Below are 19,082 nucleotides of genomic sequence, written 5' to 3' on the forward strand. Positions count from 1 at the left end.
TGTAAAGTTTACTTTTCTAAGATAAAACATAGAGGTGATAGTATGAAGTTTGTATTAGCTCCAGATTCTTTTAAGGAAAGTATGACAGCAAAAGAAGTATGCATAGCTATGGAAAAAGGAATAAAAAAAGTATTTAAAGATGCAGAGTGTATTCATGTTCCTATGGCAGATGGTGGAGAAGGTACATTACAATCTTTAGTAGATTCAACTAAAGGACAAGTATGTGTAAAAGAAGTAACAGGCCCTCTTGGAAACAATGTTAATGCAAAGTTTGGTGTTTTAAATGATGGCAAAACAGCAATTATAGAGATTGCAGAGGCTAGTGGATTAACTTTGGTTCCAAGAGAAAAGAGAAATCCATTAATCACAACAACCTTTGGTATAGGAGAACTTATAAAAGAAGTGTTAGATAAAGGATGCAACAAAATTCTTATAGGGCTAGGAGGAAGTGCTACTAATGATGGTGGAGTAGGTATGCTTCAAGCTTTAGGTGCAAAGTTTTTAGATATAAATAACAATGACATAGGTTTTGGCGGTGGAAATTTAAAAAAATTATCTAGAATAGATTTATCAGAATTTGACAAGAGAATCGCAAATATAAATATAGAAGTTGCCTGTGATGTAAAGAATCCTTTAACTGGTAATAAAGGAGCAAGTTTTGTTTTCGGACCACAAAAAGGTGCAACTAAAAATATGGTTATAGTATTAGATGAAGGTTTAAAGCATTTTTCTAATATTGTAAAGCATCAGTTTAATAAAGAAATTGATAAATTAGAAGGTGCAGGTGCAGCAGGAGGATTAGGTGCAGCACTAATTGGATTTTGCAATGGAAAATTAGTAAGTGGGATAGAACTTGTAATAAATTATTCAAGATTAGAGAATAAATTGCAAGATGCTGATTTCATATTTACAGGTGAAGGGAGTATAGATATTCAGACAACTTTTGGTAAAACGCTTATTGGGGTTTCTAGTTTAGCAAAGAGATATAATATACCTGTAATAGCATTAGGTGGCAGAGTTGATTCTAATATAGAAAAACTATATGAGTTAGGGATAAATGCTGTATTTGGAATCTTACCAGGAGTTGAAACATTGGATGAAGCTTTAAAAAATGGAAAAGAAAATGTAGAAAGAACAACAGAAAATATTTGTAGAGTTCTTAAAATAAATAATAAATTTTAAAAGTTTCTAATATTTTTAAGTCTTGAGAGTTCAGGGCTTTTTTTATTACAAAAGTGTAATAAAGTTGAAAGCTTAACAAATGGTTTATATTCATCTCTTTAAGTAAAATTAGAGTATCAAAAATATTTTATACGTAAGGAGAAATGATTTATATGAGTATATTAAAAGTAAAAGAAATTGAAAAAATTTATGATGGAAAAATAAAATATAGAGCTTTAAATGGTGTAAGTTTTGATTTAAATAAAGGAGAGTTCGTTGCAATAATGGGACCTTCAGGAAGTGGAAAAACTACTTTACTTAATTGTATCTCTACAATTGATAATTTTACTGGTGGAGAGATTATAATAAATGATAAAAAACCTCATGAATTAGATGATGATAATCTTTCAAAATTTAGAAGACAAGAACTAGGTTTTGTTTTTCAGGATTTTAATTTAGTAAATACTTTAACTGTAGAAGAAAATATAATTCTTCCTCTTACATTGGACAATGTTAAAGAATCAATTATGGCAGAAAGATTAAGTCGTGCAACAAAATTATTAGGTATAGAAGCATTATTAAAGAAGCGTACTTTTGAAATTTCAGGAGGACAAGCTCAAAGGGTAGCTATTGCTAGAGCAATAATTAATGAACCAGCATTACTTTTAGCAGATGAGCCTACTGGTAACTTAGATTCAAAAGCCGTAAAAGATGTAATGGAGCTTTTTGTTTCCATAAATAAAAATTTAAATACAACTATTTTAATGGTTACTCATGATCCATATGTAGCTAGCTTTTGTAGTAGAGTAATTTTTATTAAAGACGGTAATTTATACAATGAAATCCATTCACAAAATAATCAAAATGAGTTTTATGGAAAAATCATGGACACTTTAAGTTTCTTAGGAGGTGGAAGAAATGAATTTAAATAAATTAGCAATTAACAATGTATTAAGAGATAAGCTAACATATTTGGCTTATTTTTTAAGCAGTGTATTTTCAGTTTTTATATTCTTTTCTTTCTCAATTTCTATGTTTCACCCTGATTTAGGTGTTATTGGAGATGGAGCTACACTTTCACTTGTAATGGAAGCAGGAAATATTATAGTATATATTTTCTCATTTATTTTTATTGCATATTCTATTAAATCATTTATGCATTCTAGAAAGAAAACTTTAGGAACTTTTATAATTATGGGTGCATCAAAAAAGCAACTTAATAACATTATATTTAAAGAAAATATGTTTATAGGAATTGCTTCAATAATAACAGCTATTATACTTGGACTAATATGTTCACCATTTTTCTTAATGATTTCTCGAAATATAATGGGTGTTAATGGATTTAAAGTATATTTTCCTATTAAAGCAATAGGGTTAACATTTGTTATGTTTTTTATTCTATTTCTAATAATAGCATTTATAACACCAAAATTTATTCGTAAAGATAAAGTTATAAAATTATTAAAATCAGATAAAATTTCTGAAAAAGAAAGTAAAATATCACCATTATTAATGACTATAGGTGTATTTATAGCCTCTATTTTAATTCTCTTAATTGCATTTTATAAAAAATATGAAGGAATAAGAGAATTTGTAAATAGTCAACTAGGAACTACAGCAATGTTTGTAGGGGCTTTAGTTGTATTATATGTTATATATTCTCAAGGTTCTATTTTACTAGTTTCAAAATTAAAGAGTAAAAAACTTTATTTAAAAAAGACAAATATGCTAACAATATCAGATATAAAATCAAAACTTAATTCTAATATAAAGATGATGTATCTTGTTACAGTTTTATTTATAGGCGCATTTTTAGCTATTGATATTTTATATGCTTCAAGTGCAGATGTAGAAAAGAATACAAAAAATGTACAACCTTATAGTTATACATATATGTCTCTTGGAAATAATGACAATGAGCAAGAACATATAGAATTAATAGGGAATTCTTTAAAAGATAAAGTTGGATATAAAAAATTTAAGGCTGAAATATTATATAAAGATGAAGATTTCAGAAATGGATTAATAAGTGAAAGTGATTATAATAATCTTATAGAAGGTGTTGGTGGAGAGAAAATTTCACTTAAAGATAATGAAGTTTATTTGGTAAAAGTAAATTCAAGTTTAAGTATAAAAGAGGAATCGTCTAAACAAAATACATCTCTTTTAGGAGGAAATAATTATACTATAGTAGGTTTGGGAGAAAAGAACATATTTCCAGACAGTTATTTTAATACAGTTGTAGTTGTAAATGATAAAACATTAAATACTCTTAATGAAAGAGAAAATTTTAATATTATAAAAGATTATTCTTATAATATTGATAATTGGCAGAATGACTCAGTAGTTTCAAAGGATCTTAAAAGCAAACTAGTAAGGGGAGATGTTTATAAATTTGGATTCTTTAGTGCTAATGATATTTTAAATACAGAAAAGATGGTTAAAAATCTTACACTATATATAGGATTTTTTATAAGCATAATTTTTATTATTGCAGCATTAAGTATAGTTTATTTTAGACTTATTACAGATATTGAAAGAGAGCGAATTAAGTTTAAAGGTATAATTAAGCTTGGCCTTTCTAAAAAGGAACTTTCTAAAATAATATCTACACAAAATTTTATACTAATGTTTGTACCGTTTATAATTTCAACAATTATAACTTTTATTGTAATGTTAATTTTATCTGCTAACTTTAGTGGATCATATATTAAAGCTGGAGTTGGATGTTCTATAATTTTCTTAGTAATTGAAATTATAGGTTACATCATAGTAAATACAAAATATAAAAACTCAATACTTGAAAAAAACTGTTAAACAAATAAAGTAACCTATTATTAGGTTGCTTTATTTACTTTTACAAACATATTAAAATCATGTAAAATAAATTAAACAATTATGGTTAATATAGAAAAACAAGCTGACATTTGAATTTATGAAGGGAGTTTTATTTATGATAAGAGAGATAAATGATAATGAGATAGATAAAGTTATGAAAATATGGGAGGAAAGTACTATTAAAGCCCATAACTTTATAGAAGAGAGTTATTGGAAAGAAAATTATAATAAAGTTAAAGATATATATATTCCTATGGCAGAAACGTTTGTATATGATGATGGTATAGATATAAGAGGATTTATTAGTGTAATAGACAATAATTTTATAGGTGCATTGTTTGTTGACACTAATTTTCAGAACCTAGGAATAGGAAGTAAATTGATAGATTTTGCAGTTGGAAGATATGAACTTTTAAGCTTAGCAGTTTATAAAGAAAACGAAGGTGCAGTGAATTTTTATATAAGTAAAAATTTTAAAATTATAAAAGAGCAAACAAATGAAGATTCAGGGTTTTTAGAATATATAATGTCAAATTGTAATTAATATTATGTTGTAGAAAATAAATTTAATATAATAAAACATAAAAATCAAAAGATATCATTATTATAATTAAGTATAAAAAATCAAAGAGCTTGAAGAAAAGATAAAGACCTCAAAGAACGGTTAACTGCTCTTTGAGGTAAATCATATAAAAAAGTTTAGAAATAATATATTTTAAATTATAAAATTAATAATTATAACTTTTAATTCTATGCAATGCCAAATTCAAGTTTAAGTTTTTCATACCTGTTTTTTTCATGTGGTTTGATTTCAAACATAGGATTGTATAAACAGTGTTGAAAAACATCGGCATCTTTTAAGATTTCATCAAATTGAGAATGTATTAGTTCTTTTTCACTATGATTATAAATAGCATCACAAATAATTTTAGTTTCATTATCATTTGTGATACGTAATGTTTGCAATATTTCTCTTGCTAAAATAGAACCTTTATGTGCATGTTCTTTTGTGTCCATTTTAGCATAGGAGTAAATATCATGAAGCATGCCTGCCATAGTTGCAAGTTCAGCATTTTCTTCACGCTTTAATGCAATTAATGTACAAGATTGAGCAACTCCATATAAATGCATATAAGCACATCTTCGTTCTTCAACATCTGTCATATTTAAGATTATTTCATCAATATATTTTCTTAAAATTTCAATTCTGTTCATATTTAATCCTCCTCAAAGTGCAAACAATTATTGTAGAATCAATTTAAAATAATATAGATTATTTATTTTCATAAAATACTATGATTTTTTCTGCTTTTTCTGTTTTAGAAGCCATTGAAAAAGTTCTGGTTCTTCATATGCTGTAGTGCAGACTTCATGTCCTCTACCTTCATAAACTTTAAAGATAATGTTCGAGTTGTATTTTTTTAAGCAGTCAACAATTCGTTTAGATTCCTCTAAGTCCACAGCTGTGTCATTATCTCCATGTGCAACCCAAATAGGAAGGTTTTTTAAACAAAGCGCCTTTTTAGGCGATATAGCTCCGCCACTTATTGGAACTATGGCAGAAAATCTTTCGGGGTTAAGTATGGCAAAGTTCCATGTACCATATCCACCAAGACTATATCCAGTCAAGTATATTCTTTCAGCATCAATGTTATAATCATTTTCAACCTTATCCAATAAATCTTTTAAAGCATTAAACTGCATTTCCCATATCTCACCATTAGGACATTGAGGAGAGACTACAATAAAAGGGAAATCATCGTTTGATCTTAATATCTTATGTATACCCCATTTTTTTACATTCTCTATATTCTTTCCACGTTCACCTGAACCGTGCAAAGAAAGAATTAATGGCATTTTTACATTTGTGTTATAACTTTTTGGCAAATAGACAAGATAACTCAGTGTTGACTTAATATCTCTTTGAAGTTTAAAATTTTCATAACTCATTCAAAGCACCTCACTTAATTCTGTTAAAATATAATTTTTATAAAACTTCAGGTTGAATTTAAAAATTACTTGTTTTAGAACTTGGATATTTAAAATAGTGAAATATGCTGTAAAAAACTTAAAATTTAACATTATATTTTGTATAAAAATATTTTAAATTATTGAATGAACTTAAATGGGGAATTTTTATATATATATCCTTATATCTATTTTTTACAAGTTATAGTTATTTGGAAAATAATAAAATAGAACTATGATAATTATAACATTTATACCAATATGTACAATAAAATGAATATAGATTTTCTTCTTTGAAATAAGTTATTTTATATAAGTATAGGTTGCATTGCCATAATATGAATCTCTAGCTTATTAAAAAAATGTATAAAATTTGAACGTTGAGTTAAAATATAGTAAAAAAATAAATTTAGACTTTACAGAAGAAATTTATGGATGTATAATAGGTTTAAATTATTTATAAGTTAAAATAAAATTGAAATACAAATAAGAAAAGTAACATAAAAAGTAAAATATTTAGAAAAATAATTTATATTATATATAAAATTTTAGGAGGAAAATTATGAGTACACTTAATAGAAATAAAGTATATTTTATGCATCATCATCACTAGAGACTTGGTCTGCTTAACTGTAGATACAAGTCTATTGCCGTAGGCTTGTATCTCTAGGTGATGATAAATTAAGTGTAAACATAATTTATTTAAACCGTGTAGGTATATGCCTACACGGTTTTTTGTCGTATAAGGCATATGAAAAGAAATAAGTTTAATTTAAGGAGAGAGTAAAAATGAAAAAAGAAATAATCAAACCAAGTATATTACCAGGATTTATGGAACTATTACCAAATGAGCAAGAAAAATTTAATGACATAGTAAATAAAATTTTAAATGTATATGAAAAGAACGGTTGTTTAGCTATAGACACTCCTATAATAGAAAAAGCTAATGTGCTTCTTGCAAAGACTGGTGGTGAAACGGAAAAGCAAGTTTATAGTTTTACAAAAGGAAAGAATGATTTAACACTAAGATTTGATTTAACAGTACCTTTTGCTAGATATGTAGCTCAACACTATAATGAATTAACTTTCCCATTTAGAAGATATCAACTAGGAAAAGTGTATAGAGGTGAGAGAAATCAAAAGGGGAGATATAGAGAGTTTTATCAATGTGATATAGATGTTATAGGCAAAGATAAATTAGCTATAGAAAATGATGCTTGGGTTATAAGTTTAGCGTCAAAAGCATTTAAGGAAATAAAACTTAAGAATTACAAATTTCAAATTAGTAATAGAAAAATATTAAAAGGAATCTTAAAGAGTCTAAACATAGAAAACTCAAATGAAGTTATGATGTTGATAGATAAATACGACAAAATTGGCAAAGGAAAGTTTATTGAAGAACTTACATTTTTAATAGGAAATGAAAAAACTTTATATTTAAGCGATATTTTAGATATTAAGGGAAGTAATAAAGAGATATTGGAGTCTCTTGAAAGACTAAATATTAAAGAAGATTATTTTATAGAAGGCGTAAGTGAGCTTAAGAAAGTAAATGAAATTCTAAAAGTTTTAGGTGTTGAGGATAATGAATTTGAAATTAATTTGAAAATTATTAGGGGGTTAGATTATTATACAGGAACAGTTTTTGAAACTTTGCTAATAGGAAATGAAACTTATGGTTCAATATGTTCAGGGGGAAGATATGATAATTTGGCAGAAAATTATACAGATAAGATATTACCAGGGGTAGGAATTTCTATAGGTATGACAAGATTATTCTTTGTTTTAAAAGAAATAGGATTTATAGAAAATTATAATGTGAAAGGAAAGTTGAATTATTTAATAATACCAATAGGTGATACATTAGAATATTGTGGAACTGTTATGAAAAGCCTAGAGAAAAAGGGTTATGGAGTTACTATATATTTTGAAGAAGATTCTTTAAAAAAGAAAATGAATTATGCCAATAAATTAGGTATAGAAAATGTAATTTTAATTGGTGAAGAAGAGAAAATAAAAAATGAAGTAAAGGTAAAAAACATGACTTTAGGAAAGGAATTTGTAACAGATTATAACAATTTATAGAAAACTAATGTGAAATTTAAATTTATTCATCAAATTTTTGTTATCAGTTGAGAAAAATAAGTGTAAATATATTTAGTTAAGAACTATTCACTCTTAACTTTTAACTAAAATAATCTGTTAGTTATTGATAAAATATTAATTTGAATTTTCTCATTTGATAAATGAATAAATTTAAGATTTAATTTGGAACGCTATAAACATAGATAAGTAGAAATTAAAAATTAATAAGGAAACTGGTATATTCCAGTTTCCTAAAATTAAAGGAGAAGCATATTATGAGTTTATTTAATCCTGTTATCATATCTATTACAGTAATGATAATTTTATGCCTTTTAAAATTAAATGTAATACTGTCATTGTTAATTTCAGCTATAGTTGCTGGAATTACAGCAAATCTAAGTGTGGGACAAACTATGTCCTTATTAATAGACGGAATGGGTGGAAATTCTGAAACAGCCCTTAGTTATTTATTGTTAGGAGCTTTGGCTGTAACAGTAAATAAAACAGGTCTTTCAACTATACTAGCTAAAAAAATATCTAAGGTAGTTAAAGAAAACAAATTTACTTTTATGTTAATAATAGCAGTTATAGCTTGTTTTTCTCAAAATCTTATTCCAGTACATATAGCCTTTATACCAATCTTAATTCCAGCACTTATACCTATTATGAATAAATTGAAAATTGATAGAAGAGCTGTTGCCTGTGCTTTAACATTTGGGTTGAAAGCTCCATATATAGCTATACCAGTAGGATTTGGACTTATATTTCAAAATATTATAAGAGATCAAATGATAGCTAACAATATAGAAGTTACAACTGGCATGGTAAGTAAAGTAATGTGGATACCAGGAGTGGCTATGATTATTGGACTTTTAATAGCTATATTTTTTAGCTATAGAAAACCTAGAGAATATAAAAATGTAAATTTAGAAGAGTTTTCAAATGATAATGAAGATATAAAAATGACAAAGACACACTGGACTGTATTAATGTCTGCTATAGTAGCTTTTGTGGTTCAGATTTTGACAGGGTCATTGCCCTTAGGTGGGTTATGTGCAATTATAGTTTTAATTGTAACAAGAACTATTAAATTTAATGAAATTGATAATTTGATGAATGGTGGAATTAAAATCATGGGTTTTATAGCCTTTGTAATGCTTGTAGCTGCTGGATATGGAAATGTATTAAGAGAAACAGGCGCTATAGAATCTTTTGTTAATTCTATAGTCGTATTAGTAGGACAAAGTCAATTTCTTGGAGCATTATTAATGCTTTTAGTAGGACTTCTTATAACTATGGGAATAGGAAGTTCTTTTGGAACTATTCCTATATTAGCAACTATATACTGTCCATTAGGACTTAAATTAGGTTTTAGTCCTTTATCTATAATTATATTAATTGGAGTTGCAGGAGCATTAGGAGATGCAGGGTCGCCAGCATCAGATAGCACTCTTGGGCCAACATCTGGACTTAATATAGATTCCCAACATGACCACATTTGGGATACCTGCGTGCCAACATTCCTTCACTATAACATACCACTATTTATATTTGGGTTAGTAGCTGCTTTGATTTTTTAATATAGGGAAAAATTATATTATAGGGATATAAGTTGAAAATTTAATTCAAATTTATGAACAAGTTTTAAACTTCAACTAGATAAAAATTATAAACAACCAACTATTTAAAGGTCTACATCCATTACAAGAGGGACAGACGCGTTAAGGTTTATTTTACCATACTTTAGGATAGGTGCTTTTGATGATTCTAGTTTCTCTTCAACACTGCTCAAAGTCGGTCCCAAACATCTACGTAGCTATGCTACTTTTTTAGGACCGGCTTCAAGTTATATAAGTTTTATTGCGAAACCATTGATTTCACTCACAAAATAACTTACGGAAAATATACTTTGGTACGCCTGTCCTTCTTGTTACGGTGCTACATTTAAATAATAATCTTAGCTTAGTTTTATATCCTAAATTTAGATTTTACTTTATTAAATTAAAAAGAAACTGGATTTAATCCAGTTTCCACTGTAACTTTTAACTATTACTTATTAACTCTTAACTGCTTTAGGGACTGGCTAACCCTTTTTGTTTATGGAAGTTACATTCAAAGAGTTTGTTTTATTTTATGGTGCTACATTTGTCGTGCCTGTCCCATTTGTTACGGTGTTATACTTAGATATTAATCTTTACTTGATATTTACTCCCAAACCTAAGTTTTATCTAATTCAACAAACTACTTAAAGATAAAAAAATCATTATTATTTACCAAAAACTATTAAATCATCAATTATTTTAAAATCGTTTTTCTCATAAAACTTTTGTGCTGGATAACCTTTTTCTGTGTTTAATATCATTCCGTTCATTCCCTGATTTTTAATAGTTTTTTCTATTTCTTTCATGAACCAACTTCCAATACCTTTTCCCTGCATTTCATAGCTAACACAAAATTGGTCAATATAATATTCCATACCTTCTATCCATGGCTTTTTCATACCAACACTTAATGCTACAATTTTGTCATCTAACATAGCTACATAACCTAGAAAGTAGTTATTGTTAAAGTGATTATTGAAGAAATTAACTACTGGATCTCTTGAGTCGTAAACATCATTCCATGGTTCTTCAGAAAATGTGTTTATAAATAAATCAACACATTGATCAAGCATATGTTTTTTCATTTCTAATATAACTAAATTTTTCATTTTATTCTTACCCTCTGCTTCTTAATAAATATTTAAGTTATTATAACATAATTTTGTAAATACAACAATTTTTACAAATACAATAAATTTAAAATTAATATTCTACTGTTAGTTAATAGCTTATTTTAATTAATAGTCTTTATATGTTTAAATTAAATGTGAAATAGTGTAATCTATATTTATGTTAATATAAGGAGTTCTAAAGTAATACATTTAATGTTTATATTATTGATAGGAGATTAAAATGAAATTTAAGGAATTTGGAAATAGGGAATTACCTACGATAATATTTTTGCACGGTGGAGGATTATCTTGGTGGTCTATGGAAAAAATTATCAAGGATTTCAGTAGTGAAAATCATGTTGTGGCCCCTATAATTGATGGACATGGTGAAGATGGCAAAACAAATTTTATAAGTATAGATGACAGTGCTGATAAATTAATTTCATTTATAGATGCTAATTGTGGTGGAAGAGTATTTGCACTTGTTGGATTATCCATTGGTGCTCAAATTATAACTGAAATATTGTCTAGAAGAAGTGATATTACTAAATTTGCAGTTATTGAAAGTGCTTTAGTTTACCCAATTAAAGGAACAAGATTTTTAGCAGTACCAACTTACAAAATGTTTTATGGTTTAATAAAGAAAAAATGGTTTTCAAAATTACAAGGAAAAATACTAAATGTTCCTGAAGAAATGTTTGAACGTTATTATAAGGATAGTTTAAATATAACAAAAGAATCTTTAGTTAATATTACATTGAGTAATGGGAATTATATATTGAAAAACACAATTAAAAATACAAAAGCTAAGGTTCTAATTATTGTTGGAGAAAAAGAGTTAAAGATTATGAAAAAATCAGCAGAAGAACTGCATAACACTATTTTAAATAGTCATTTATATATAGCTAAAAAAATGGGACATGGGGAACTTAGCTTAGTTAATTATGAGGAATATGTTAGTCTCATTAGAAATTTTTTTGTTTGAAAAATGTAGTATTTTTTAAGCGAAATAGCTTCAATTGGAATTGTATATATAAATAAACAAGTATTTACAATATAGTTTTGTAGCTGTATAATGAACTTAACTTAATAAAGATTTGCTAGGGGAGCCAATAGTGGCTGAGAGGAATTTTAAGTTTCGACCCTTTGAACCTGATATGGTTAACACCAACGTAGGGAAGTAAGATAGGAAAATATTTAAATTTGAAATAAAATTATAACATATATTTTCATAAGAGCTTACCGGTTGGTAAGCTCTTTTTATATGCAAAGAACATAGCAAAACCCCATAGTAGCTTTATTAAGATAATTTTAGAGAGGAGGGATAGCATGATTGTAAACGGTAAAAAAAAGAATTATGAAGGCTTTTCAGTTAGTGAAACGATAAAAGATTTAGAACTTGATGCAGATAAAATTGTTGTTGAACTGAATTTAAAAATATTACCTAAGGAAGAATACGATAAAACAATATTAAAAGAAGATGACAAAATAGAAATAGTTGCTTTTGTTGGAGGGGGATAAATGCTTATTAAGGTGAATGGAAGAAGCGTTGAAATAAGTGAAAATGTATCTATAAATAATATAAAAGAAAAAATGTATCCTAATTCAGATATGGTAATTATAAACGGGTTTCCAATAAAAGAAGATAAGATTTTAAAAGATAAAGATGAATTGACTTTTATAAAAAAGGGTGAAAAACCAAAAAAAGAAGAACTAGAAACACTAATGGTTTCTAGACATACAAAAGGTGTATTTGAAAAACTAAAGAAGTCAGTAGTAGGTGTTGCAGGATTAGGTGGACTTGGTTCTAATATAGCAATATTTTTAGCAAGAATAGGAGTCGGAAGGTTAGTATTAGTAGATTTTGATGTAGTAGAGCCAAGTAATTTAAATAGACAACAATATTATATAAGGAATATAGGGATGAAAAAAACTGATGCAATTAAAGAAATTATTAAAGAAATTAATTCCTATATTTTAGTGGAAGTTGTAGATAGATATTTAGATAAAGACAATGCTATCTATACATTTAAAGATTGTGATGTTGTTATAGAAGCTTTTGATAATGCAAAGTGTAAAGCAGAGCTTGTAAATGCTATTTTACTTAATACAAATAAATATATCATTAGTGGAAATGGAATGGCAGGTAGTTTTTCATCTAATTCTATAATTACTAAAAAGATTAATAGTAGATTTTATGTTTGTGGAGATGGAGAAAATGAGGCAAAAGAAGGTTCAGGCCTTATGGCTCCAAGAGTAAGTATAGCTGCAGGTCATATGGCAAATATGTCAGTGAGGATATTACTAGGTGACAGTGAAGTGTAGAGGGGGAAATGTTATGAATGACAAATTTATAATTGGCGGAAAAGAGTTAAATTCTAGATTGTTTATTGGAACAGGTAAGTATGCATCAAATTCTATTATTCCTGAAATAGTTAAAAGTTCAGAAGCTCAAGTAATTACTATGGCAGTAAGGCGAATAAATTTTGATGATAAAGAAGAAAATGTAATAAACCATATACCTAAAGATATGGTATTGCTACCAAATACATCAGGGGCAAGAAATGCAGAAGAAGCAGTGAGGATTGCTAGACTTGCAAAAGCGATGGGATGTGGAAAATGGATTAAAATAGAAGTAATAAACGATTCAAAGTATCTTTTGCCAGATAATTTAGAAACTTTAAAAGCTACAGAAATATTAGCTAAAGAAGGTTTTGTAGTTTTACCGTATATGAATCCTGACTTAGCAATGGCAAAACGAATGATAGAAGCAGGTGCGGAAGCTGTTATGCCATTAGGGGCACCTATCGGAACCAATAGAGGCTTAAAAACAAAAGAATTGATAGAAATAATGATAGATGAATTAAATAAACCAGTGATTGTAGATGCAGGTATTGGTTTACCTTCTCATGCTTGTGAAGCAATGGAGTTGGGAGCTAGTGCGGTTCTTTTAAATACTGCAATATCATCAAGTAATAACCCTATTCTTATGGCAAGCGCCTTTAAAAAAGCTGTAGAAGCTGGAAGGGAAGCATATTTGGCTAAAGCTGGTGTTGTATCTAAATTTGGAAACGCATCATCACCTTTAACTGGATTTTTAGAGTAATGTCATTTTTAAAGGTTATAGAAAAATACGAAAAATTTAATTTTGAAGATTATTTTAATAGGGTTACAGATGAAGATATAAAAAGGTCTATATACAAAAATAAATTAAATGAAGAGGATTTTTTAAACATAATATCGCCTAAAGGTGAAAAATATCTGGAAGAAATAGCTCAAAAGGCTCATGAAATATCTAATAGGTATTTTGGGAAAACCGTTCTTTTATATACACCATTATATATTGCTAATATGTGTGTTAACAGATGCGCATATTGTTCTTACAATCATGATAACAATATTTTAAGAGCAAAGTTAACTATGGAAGAAATAGAAAAAGAAGCGAAGGCCATAGCTAAAGAAGGATTTAAACATATAATTCTTTTAACTGGTGAAAGTCCTAAAGATACACCAATAGAATATTTAGTAGATGCAATAAAAGTACTTAAGGATTATTTTCCTTCAATTACATTAGAAGTACAACCATTAAGTGAAGAAGATTATAAAAAAGCTATAGAGGCAGGTGCTGATGGATTAACAGTTTACCAAGAAGTATATGATAGAGAAATATACAAGAAAGTACATTTAGGTGGTCCAAAAAGAAATTATAATTTTAGGCTTGATGCACCAGAAAGAGGTGCAAAAGCAGGTATGAGAAATATAAGTGTAAGTGCACTGTTAGGATTAAATGATTTTAGAAAAGAAGTGTTTTTAACAGCACTACATGGAAAATATATTAAAGATAATTACCCAGGAGTAGATGTAGCTTTTTCGGCACCAAGAATACGTCCTCATGCTGGAGCTTTTCATGATATATATCCAGTAAGTGATAAAAACTTAGTTCAGTGTATTTTGGCATTAAGATTATTTCATAATAACTCAGTTATAAATATATCTACAAGAGAATCAGCAAGTTTTAGAGAAAAATTGATTCCACTAGGAGTTAATAAAATGTCAGCGGGCGTATTAACAGAAGTGGGAGGACACTGTAAAGACACAAAGGGCAAAGGGGAATCACAATTTTTAATAAGTGACCAAAGTAGTACAGAAGATGTGAAAAAAATGATAAAGAGATTAGGGTATCAACCAATTTTTAAAGATTGGGAAAGAATTTAGGGGGAATAAAAATGAATTATACAACACAAATGGATGCAGCTAAAAAAGGCATAATAACAAAAGAAATGGAAATAGTAGCAAAAAAAGAACAGATAGATGTGCAAGCCTTAAGAGAGTTAATTGCTAAAGGACAAGTAGTAATTCCAGCTAATAAAAATCATAAATCTTTAAGTCCTGAAGGTATAGGAAAAGGAATGAAAACAAAAATAAATGTTAATCTAGGAATATCAAAGGATTGTTACTTTATAGAAAAAGAAATGGAAAAGGTGAAAAAAGCAATAGAGATGAAGGCAGAGTCTATAATGGATCTTTCTAACTATGGAAAAACTGCTGAGTTTAGAAGAAATCTTGTAGAGTATTCACCAGCTATTATAGGAACAGTGCCAATTTATGATGCTATTGGTTTTTATGATAAGGAATTAGATGAAATAACAGCGAAAGAATTTTTAGATGTTGTTGAAAAACATGCAAAAGATGGTGCAGATTTTGTTACAATCCACGCTGGATTAAATAAAGAAGCAGCTGATACATTTAAAAGAAATAAAAGATTAACTAATATTGTTTCAAGAGGTGGCTCATTATTATTTGCATGGATGGAAGTTAATAATAAAGAAAATCCATTTTATGAATACTATGATAGATTATTAGACATTTGTGAAGAGTATGATGTTACATTAAGTCTTGGAGATGGATGCCGACCAGGATGTAATGCAGATTCTACTGATGCAGTTCAAATTAAGGAGTTAATAACATTAGGAGAACTTACACTAAGAGCATGGGAAAAAAATGTACAAGTTATAATTGAAGGTCCTGGACACATGACATTAGATGAAATTAAAACAAATGTGCTTTTAGAGAAAAAACTTTGTCATGATGCTCCATTTTATGTTTTAGGACCACTAGTAACAGATATAGCACCAGGTTATGACCATATTACTTCAGCAATTGGTGGAGCTATAGCAGCAGCGGCAGGAGCAGATTTCTTATGTTATGTTACACCAGCAGAGCATTTAAGATTACCTAATATAGAAGATATGAAAGAAGGTATAATTTCAACTAAAATAGCAGCTCATGCAGGAGATTTAGCTAAGGGCATTAATGGTGCTAGAGAATTGGATGATGCTATGAGCAAGGCAAGAGCAGAGTTAGATTGGGATATGATGTTTAAATTAGCTTTAGATAGCGAAAAACCTAAAAGATACAGAGAAGAATCTATGCCTGAACATTCAGATACCTGTACAATGTGTGGTAAAATGTGTGCCGTTAGGAATATGAATAAAGTATTAAAGGAAAAAGAAATTGATATATTTAATAACAAATAGACAGCTTGTACAAAGTGATGAAGAGTATTTTCAAAAGATAGAAGCTGCTGTAAAATATGGCATTTGTAGAATAATATTGCGTGAAAAAAATGTTTCTGATGATGTCTTATTAAAATATGCAAAGGCTATTACAAAAATAATAGAAAATACTAATTGTAAATTAATAATAAATTCTAATGAATTTGTATATAAAAAAGTGAAACCTTATGGAATACATTTACCTTTCGAAATGTTTTTAGGGTATGAAAAGAATAAGGATGAAATAGTAGGAGTATCTATTCATTCTTTAGAAGAAGCAATAAAAGCAGATAAACTTGGAGCTACATATATTTTAGCATCTAATATATATGAGACAAAATGTAAGGAAGGTTTAAAAGGAAAAGGTGTAAAATTCATAGAAGAGATAAAAAAACATGTCTCTTGCAAAGTAATTGCATTAGGTGGAATAAAACAAGACAACATGAAAGAAGTTTACAACTCAGGAGCTGATGGAGTTGCTATGATGAGTGCTTTTATGAAGTAACTTTATTATAAGGTTTTATTTCAAATTTCATAATTATTATAACTAAAGTGGATAAATATAAATTTGTCCACTTTACTATTTAATTTATATAGCGTTCCAAGTTAACGCCTATAAAGTTTTCCAATACCTTCTTGTAAGTATTTTTTGTCCATCTATAAGGTTCTCTACTTTATCTTGAAGTACCATATCATTATTTTCCATTATTTTAGCAGAAGCATAATTATCATCATCACAAGTGATTAGAATTCTTGAAATATCCATGTCCTTTGCTTTTTCTAACGCCAGTTTAAGCATAAAAGTTCCATAGCCTTTATTCCATTCAGAATAGCGAATACCATACCCTATATGACCACCATATTGTAGTAGTGCATCGGTGAGATTATGTCTAATGCTAATTTCCCCTATAAACAAGTCTTTCTCATCGTCAACCAACCAAAAATAACTTGCCCCAACCCTATTGGGCTTCAAATTACGTTCATTTTTGTAATTATCATATTTCACAAATATATCATAGGACCTTGCATCATTAAATGCATATGTTGTGACGTGATTATCCTCATATTCGTCATATGCTTCAATATATGATTTCAAATACTTTTCATTTGGTTCTATAAGTTTAATCATAACTATCCCCCCAATAAATTAATTGAATAAAAAACTAATGTACATTATAAAGAAAATATTCATTTATTTTAAGTTAGAGGGTATCTAAATAACTTCTAAAATTTTTTCAAGAATATTAATAGAATTAATAGATGCTGATACGCAATTTTTCTCAAAAACTTCCGTTCCACTTTCATTTTCAGTATCTGATATTGTTCTTATTGCTAAAAATGGAATATTATTTACGTAACACACATGAGCAATACTAGCACTCTCCATATCTACGCAAAGTGGGTTATGTCTATTAATTATATGTTCACGACCATAGTCACTTATAAATGCTTCTCCTGTTACTATTCTACCAAAGTATGTTTTTTGATTAACTAATTTAGATTCTTGGATTTTCCTGCAAAGGTTTATAAGATAACTATCTGCATTAAAATATATATTTTTCATCCATGGATGATATTCTGTTAGTATCCCATCATCAACGTCATGATATGCTAATTCTGTAGATATGACGGTGTCTCCAATATTCAACCTTCTGTCAATTGCTCCAGCAACCCCAACAACAATAATATGAGTAACATTAAATTTATCTATCAATATTTGAGTAGCGATAGAAGCATTAACCTTACATACACCTGAATATAATGCAACAACATCTATAGAGTTATAAGAACCTCTATAAAAATCTAACATTGCAAATGAAGATACTTTTTTATCAGATAATTTCTCAATAAAAGGCATAATCTCATTTTTAGATGGTCCTATAATTCCTATTCTCATAAATATCCCCCCTAATTTGTATAATTTAAATTGTCTAAATAATTATTTGTGAAATTTAGATTTTAGTTTCATTTCAATAAATGGTATAGGCATAATTAAAGCAACTAATCCTATTCCTACATTTACAAGACTTAAATATTGTGATTCTATAGGAATAATTAATTTTAATAGAACGATAAGGATAAACAGTATAATGCCTATTTTAAACCAAAGCTTACCACATAAAGTATTAGCATAATTCCACGCATCTTTTGACTCCATAGAACGGGTTGTTCTATAACCACAAACATTATTAATTTCTTTAGGTGGATTATTACTAATTATTTTACCTAGAATTATCATTGTTATAGGTATTAATAAATCTATAAACCAGAAAAAAATCTCCATAATTCCTCCTTAACAATACATTAATTTAAATGTATAAGTATTATATTACATTTTATACCACTGAATAATAAATTCAATACTTAAATTATACACTTATATATTAAAACCAAAGTATTAGGTACTGGTTCTTTGCTTATTAGGTGATGGGAATACAATATTTGTGGAATTTACATTTGAAACAAAGAAATTAGCCGAAAATGAACCTGTCCCTCTTGTTACGGCGCAAAAGTTTAGGTGAGTTGCTTGTTTAGGAGTTTTAGATAGCTCTTTAGAAATTAACAATGGACAAAGGACAATCAATTAGGAATTGACATTTGATAATGGACAATTGACAATTATGGAGGAAACTGGACTACCAGTTTCTTTGAATTTAAGGGAGTAAAATTTCAGTTTAAGATATAAAACTAAACAAAAGCTATATTCAAAGTCTACAGCCGTAACAAGAAGGACAGGCGTACCAAAGCATGTTTTCCAT

19 protein-coding genes and 1 riboswitch are annotated in these 19,082 nt (G+C 28.0%); of the genes, 13 read left to right on the forward strand and 6 right to left on the reverse strand.

Annotation, left to right across the window (positions count from 1 at the left end):
* The first annotated feature begins 42 nt into the window (after positions 1 to 42).
* From ACYUE0_RS12300 to ACYUE0_RS12315, 4 genes are all read left to right on the forward strand, one after another.
* Complete coding sequence (locus ACYUE0_RS12300; RefSeq protein WP_460270798.1) at positions 43 to 1,182, forward strand: glycerate kinase; 1,140 nt, start codon at positions 43 to 45, stop codon at positions 1,180 to 1,182.
* A gap of 152 nt (positions 1,183 to 1,334) precedes the next feature.
* The gene (locus ACYUE0_RS12305; protein ID WP_216451860.1) at positions 1,335 to 2,093 is read left to right on the forward strand and encodes an ABC transporter ATP-binding protein; all 759 of its coding nucleotides are present in this window, start codon (positions 1,335 to 1,337) and stop codon (positions 2,091 to 2,093) included.
* On the forward strand, positions 2,080 to 3,981 hold the full coding sequence (locus ACYUE0_RS12310) for an ABC transporter permease (RefSeq protein WP_460270799.1): 1,902 nt from the start codon (positions 2,080 to 2,082) through the stop codon (positions 3,979 to 3,981). Before ACYUE0_RS12305 ends, ACYUE0_RS12310 begins: the two co-directional genes overlap by 14 nt.
* 136 nt (positions 3,982 to 4,117) lie before the next feature.
* Complete coding sequence (locus ACYUE0_RS12315) at positions 4,118 to 4,546, forward strand: N-acetyltransferase (RefSeq protein WP_460270800.1); 429 nt, start codon at positions 4,118 to 4,120, stop codon at positions 4,544 to 4,546.
* 206 nt (positions 4,547 to 4,752) lie between these two features.
* Here the strand turns inward: ACYUE0_RS12315 and ACYUE0_RS12320 are convergent, their stop codons facing one another.
* The gene (locus ACYUE0_RS12320) at positions 4,753 to 5,217 is read right to left on the reverse strand and encodes an HD domain-containing protein (RefSeq protein ID WP_460270802.1); all 465 of its coding nucleotides are present in this window, start codon (positions 5,215 to 5,217) and stop codon (positions 4,753 to 4,755) included.
* Positions 5,218 to 5,295: 78 nt separating this feature from the next.
* On the reverse strand, positions 5,296 to 5,952 hold the full coding sequence (locus tag ACYUE0_RS12325) for a carboxylesterase family protein (protein ID WP_460270803.1): 657 nt from the start codon (positions 5,950 to 5,952) through the stop codon (positions 5,296 to 5,298).
* Positions 5,953 to 6,759: 807 nt separating this feature from the next.
* On the opposite strand from ACYUE0_RS12325, the gene hisS reads away from it, so the two are divergent.
* The gene (hisS, locus tag ACYUE0_RS12330; RefSeq protein ID WP_460270804.1) at positions 6,760 to 8,055 is read left to right on the forward strand and encodes a histidine--tRNA ligase; all 1,296 of its coding nucleotides are present in this window, start codon (positions 6,760 to 6,762) and stop codon (positions 8,053 to 8,055) included.
* A gap of 275 nt (positions 8,056 to 8,330) precedes the next feature.
* A complete protein-coding gene (locus tag ACYUE0_RS12335) occupies positions 8,331 to 9,635 on the forward strand; it encodes a Na+/H+ antiporter family protein (protein ID WP_460270805.1) in 1,305 nt (434 codons plus the stop codon).
* 686 nt (positions 9,636 to 10,321) lie between these two features.
* Here the strand turns inward: ACYUE0_RS12335 and ACYUE0_RS12340 are convergent.
* A complete protein-coding gene (locus ACYUE0_RS12340) occupies positions 10,322 to 10,765 on the reverse strand; it encodes a GNAT family N-acetyltransferase (RefSeq protein WP_460270806.1) in 444 nt (147 codons plus the stop codon).
* Between the two features lie 244 nt (positions 10,766 to 11,009).
* Between ACYUE0_RS12340 and ACYUE0_RS12345 the strand changes: the two genes are divergently transcribed.
* The 7 genes from ACYUE0_RS12345 to ACYUE0_RS12375 all read left to right on the forward strand — a co-directional run bounded on the left by ACYUE0_RS12345 (position 11,010) and on the right by ACYUE0_RS12375 (position 16,828).
* Positions 11,010 to 11,753: an alpha/beta fold hydrolase gene (locus tag ACYUE0_RS12345; protein WP_460270807.1), complete on the forward strand. Its 744-nt coding sequence runs from the start codon at positions 11,010 to 11,012 to the stop codon at positions 11,751 to 11,753.
* A 107-nt stretch (positions 11,754 to 11,860) separates the two neighbouring features.
* Positions 11,861 to 11,964, forward strand: a riboswitch (TPP riboswitch).
* 133 nt (positions 11,965 to 12,097) lie between these two features.
* Complete coding sequence (thiS, locus tag ACYUE0_RS12350) at positions 12,098 to 12,289, forward strand: sulfur carrier protein ThiS (RefSeq protein ID WP_460270808.1); 192 nt, start codon at positions 12,098 to 12,100, stop codon at positions 12,287 to 12,289.
* Entirely contained in the window at positions 12,290 to 13,093 is an 804-nt protein-coding gene (gene thiF, locus ACYUE0_RS12355; protein WP_460270809.1) for a sulfur carrier protein ThiS adenylyltransferase ThiF, read from the forward strand.
* Positions 13,094 to 13,106: 13 nt separating this feature from the next.
* Positions 13,107 to 13,874 carry a thiazole synthase gene (locus ACYUE0_RS12360; RefSeq protein WP_460270810.1) on the forward strand — a complete coding sequence of 256 codons (768 nt, stop codon included), beginning with the start codon at positions 13,107 to 13,109 and terminating at the stop codon, positions 13,872 to 13,874.
* Positions 13,874 to 14,983: a 2-iminoacetate synthase ThiH gene (gene thiH, locus ACYUE0_RS12365; RefSeq protein WP_460270811.1), complete on the forward strand. Its 1,110-nt coding sequence runs from the start codon at positions 13,874 to 13,876 to the stop codon at positions 14,981 to 14,983. The genes ACYUE0_RS12360 and thiH overlap by 1 nt, the downstream gene beginning before the upstream one ends.
* An 11-nt stretch (positions 14,984 to 14,994) precedes the next feature.
* Positions 14,995 to 16,305: a phosphomethylpyrimidine synthase ThiC gene (gene thiC / locus ACYUE0_RS12370; RefSeq protein ID WP_460270812.1), complete on the forward strand. Its 1,311-nt coding sequence runs from the start codon at positions 14,995 to 14,997 to the stop codon at positions 16,303 to 16,305.
* Positions 16,283 to 16,828, forward strand: coding sequence for a thiamine phosphate synthase (locus ACYUE0_RS12375; RefSeq protein WP_460270813.1), 546 nt, complete (start codon positions 16,283 to 16,285; stop codon positions 16,826 to 16,828). Before thiC ends, ACYUE0_RS12375 begins: the two co-directional genes overlap by 23 nt.
* A 108-nt stretch (positions 16,829 to 16,936) precedes the next feature.
* Here the strand turns inward: ACYUE0_RS12375 and ACYUE0_RS12380 are convergent, their stop codons facing one another.
* From ACYUE0_RS12380 to ACYUE0_RS12390, 3 genes are all read right to left on the reverse strand, one after another.
* On the reverse strand, positions 16,937 to 17,452 hold the full coding sequence (locus ACYUE0_RS12380) for a GNAT family N-acetyltransferase (RefSeq protein ID WP_460270814.1): 516 nt from the start codon (positions 17,450 to 17,452) through the stop codon (positions 16,937 to 16,939).
* An 84-nt stretch (positions 17,453 to 17,536) separates the two neighbouring features.
* Positions 17,537 to 18,220: a 5'-methylthioadenosine/adenosylhomocysteine nucleosidase gene (locus tag ACYUE0_RS12385; RefSeq protein WP_460270815.1), complete on the reverse strand. Its 684-nt coding sequence runs from the start codon at positions 18,218 to 18,220 to the stop codon at positions 17,537 to 17,539.
* Between the two features lie 42 nt (positions 18,221 to 18,262).
* Positions 18,263 to 18,607 (reverse strand): SdpI family protein, encoded by a 345-nt coding sequence (locus tag ACYUE0_RS12390; protein WP_460270817.1) that lies wholly within the window; start codon positions 18,605 to 18,607, stop codon positions 18,263 to 18,265.
* Between the last annotated feature and the right edge of the window lie 475 nt (positions 18,608 to 19,082).

Source organism: Clostridium sp. CTA-19 (assembly GCF_054767855.1).

Excerpts from the sequence above, each read along its gene's own strand:
- ACYUE0_RS12300 (WP_460270798.1), top strand. The coding sequence starts at position 43 with ATGAAGTTTGTATTAGCTCCAGATTCTTTTAAGGAAAGTATGACAGCA.
- ACYUE0_RS12305 (WP_216451860.1), top strand. The coding sequence starts at position 1,335 with ATGAGTATATTAAAAGTAAAAGAAATTGAAAAAATTTATGATGGAAAA.
- ACYUE0_RS12310 (WP_460270799.1), top strand. The coding sequence starts at position 2,080 with ATGAATTTAAATAAATTAGCAATTAACAATGTATTAAGAGATAAGCTA.
- ACYUE0_RS12315 (WP_460270800.1), top strand. The coding sequence starts at position 4,118 with ATGATAAGAGAGATAAATGATAATGAGATAGATAAAGTTATGAAAATA.
- ACYUE0_RS12320 (WP_460270802.1), bottom strand. The coding sequence starts at position 5,217 with ATGAACAGAATTGAAATTTTAAGAAAATATATTGATGAAATAATCTTA.
- ACYUE0_RS12325 (WP_460270803.1), bottom strand. The coding sequence starts at position 5,952 with ATGAGTTATGAAAATTTTAAACTTCAAAGAGATATTAAGTCAACACTG.
- hisS (WP_460270804.1), top strand. The coding sequence starts at position 6,760 with ATGAAAAAAGAAATAATCAAACCAAGTATATTACCAGGATTTATGGAA.
- ACYUE0_RS12335 (WP_460270805.1), top strand. The coding sequence starts at position 8,331 with ATGAGTTTATTTAATCCTGTTATCATATCTATTACAGTAATGATAATT.
- ACYUE0_RS12340 (WP_460270806.1), bottom strand. The coding sequence starts at position 10,765 with ATGAAAAATTTAGTTATATTAGAAATGAAAAAACATATGCTTGATCAA.
- ACYUE0_RS12345 (WP_460270807.1), top strand. The coding sequence starts at position 11,010 with ATGAAATTTAAGGAATTTGGAAATAGGGAATTACCTACGATAATATTT.
- thiS (WP_460270808.1), top strand. The coding sequence starts at position 12,098 with ATGATTGTAAACGGTAAAAAAAAGAATTATGAAGGCTTTTCAGTTAGT.
- thiF (WP_460270809.1), top strand. The coding sequence starts at position 12,290 with ATGCTTATTAAGGTGAATGGAAGAAGCGTTGAAATAAGTGAAAATGTA.
- ACYUE0_RS12360 (WP_460270810.1), top strand. The coding sequence starts at position 13,107 with ATGAATGACAAATTTATAATTGGCGGAAAAGAGTTAAATTCTAGATTG.
- thiH (WP_460270811.1), top strand. The coding sequence starts at position 13,874 with ATGTCATTTTTAAAGGTTATAGAAAAATACGAAAAATTTAATTTTGAA.
- thiC (WP_460270812.1), top strand. The coding sequence starts at position 14,995 with ATGAATTATACAACACAAATGGATGCAGCTAAAAAAGGCATAATAACA.
- ACYUE0_RS12380 (WP_460270814.1), bottom strand. The coding sequence starts at position 17,452 with ATGATTAAACTTATAGAACCAAATGAAAAGTATTTGAAATCATATATT.
- ACYUE0_RS12385 (WP_460270815.1), bottom strand. The coding sequence starts at position 18,220 with ATGAGAATAGGAATTATAGGACCATCTAAAAATGAGATTATGCCTTTT.
- ACYUE0_RS12390 (WP_460270817.1), bottom strand. The coding sequence starts at position 18,607 with ATGGAGATTTTTTTCTGGTTTATAGATTTATTAATACCTATAACAATG.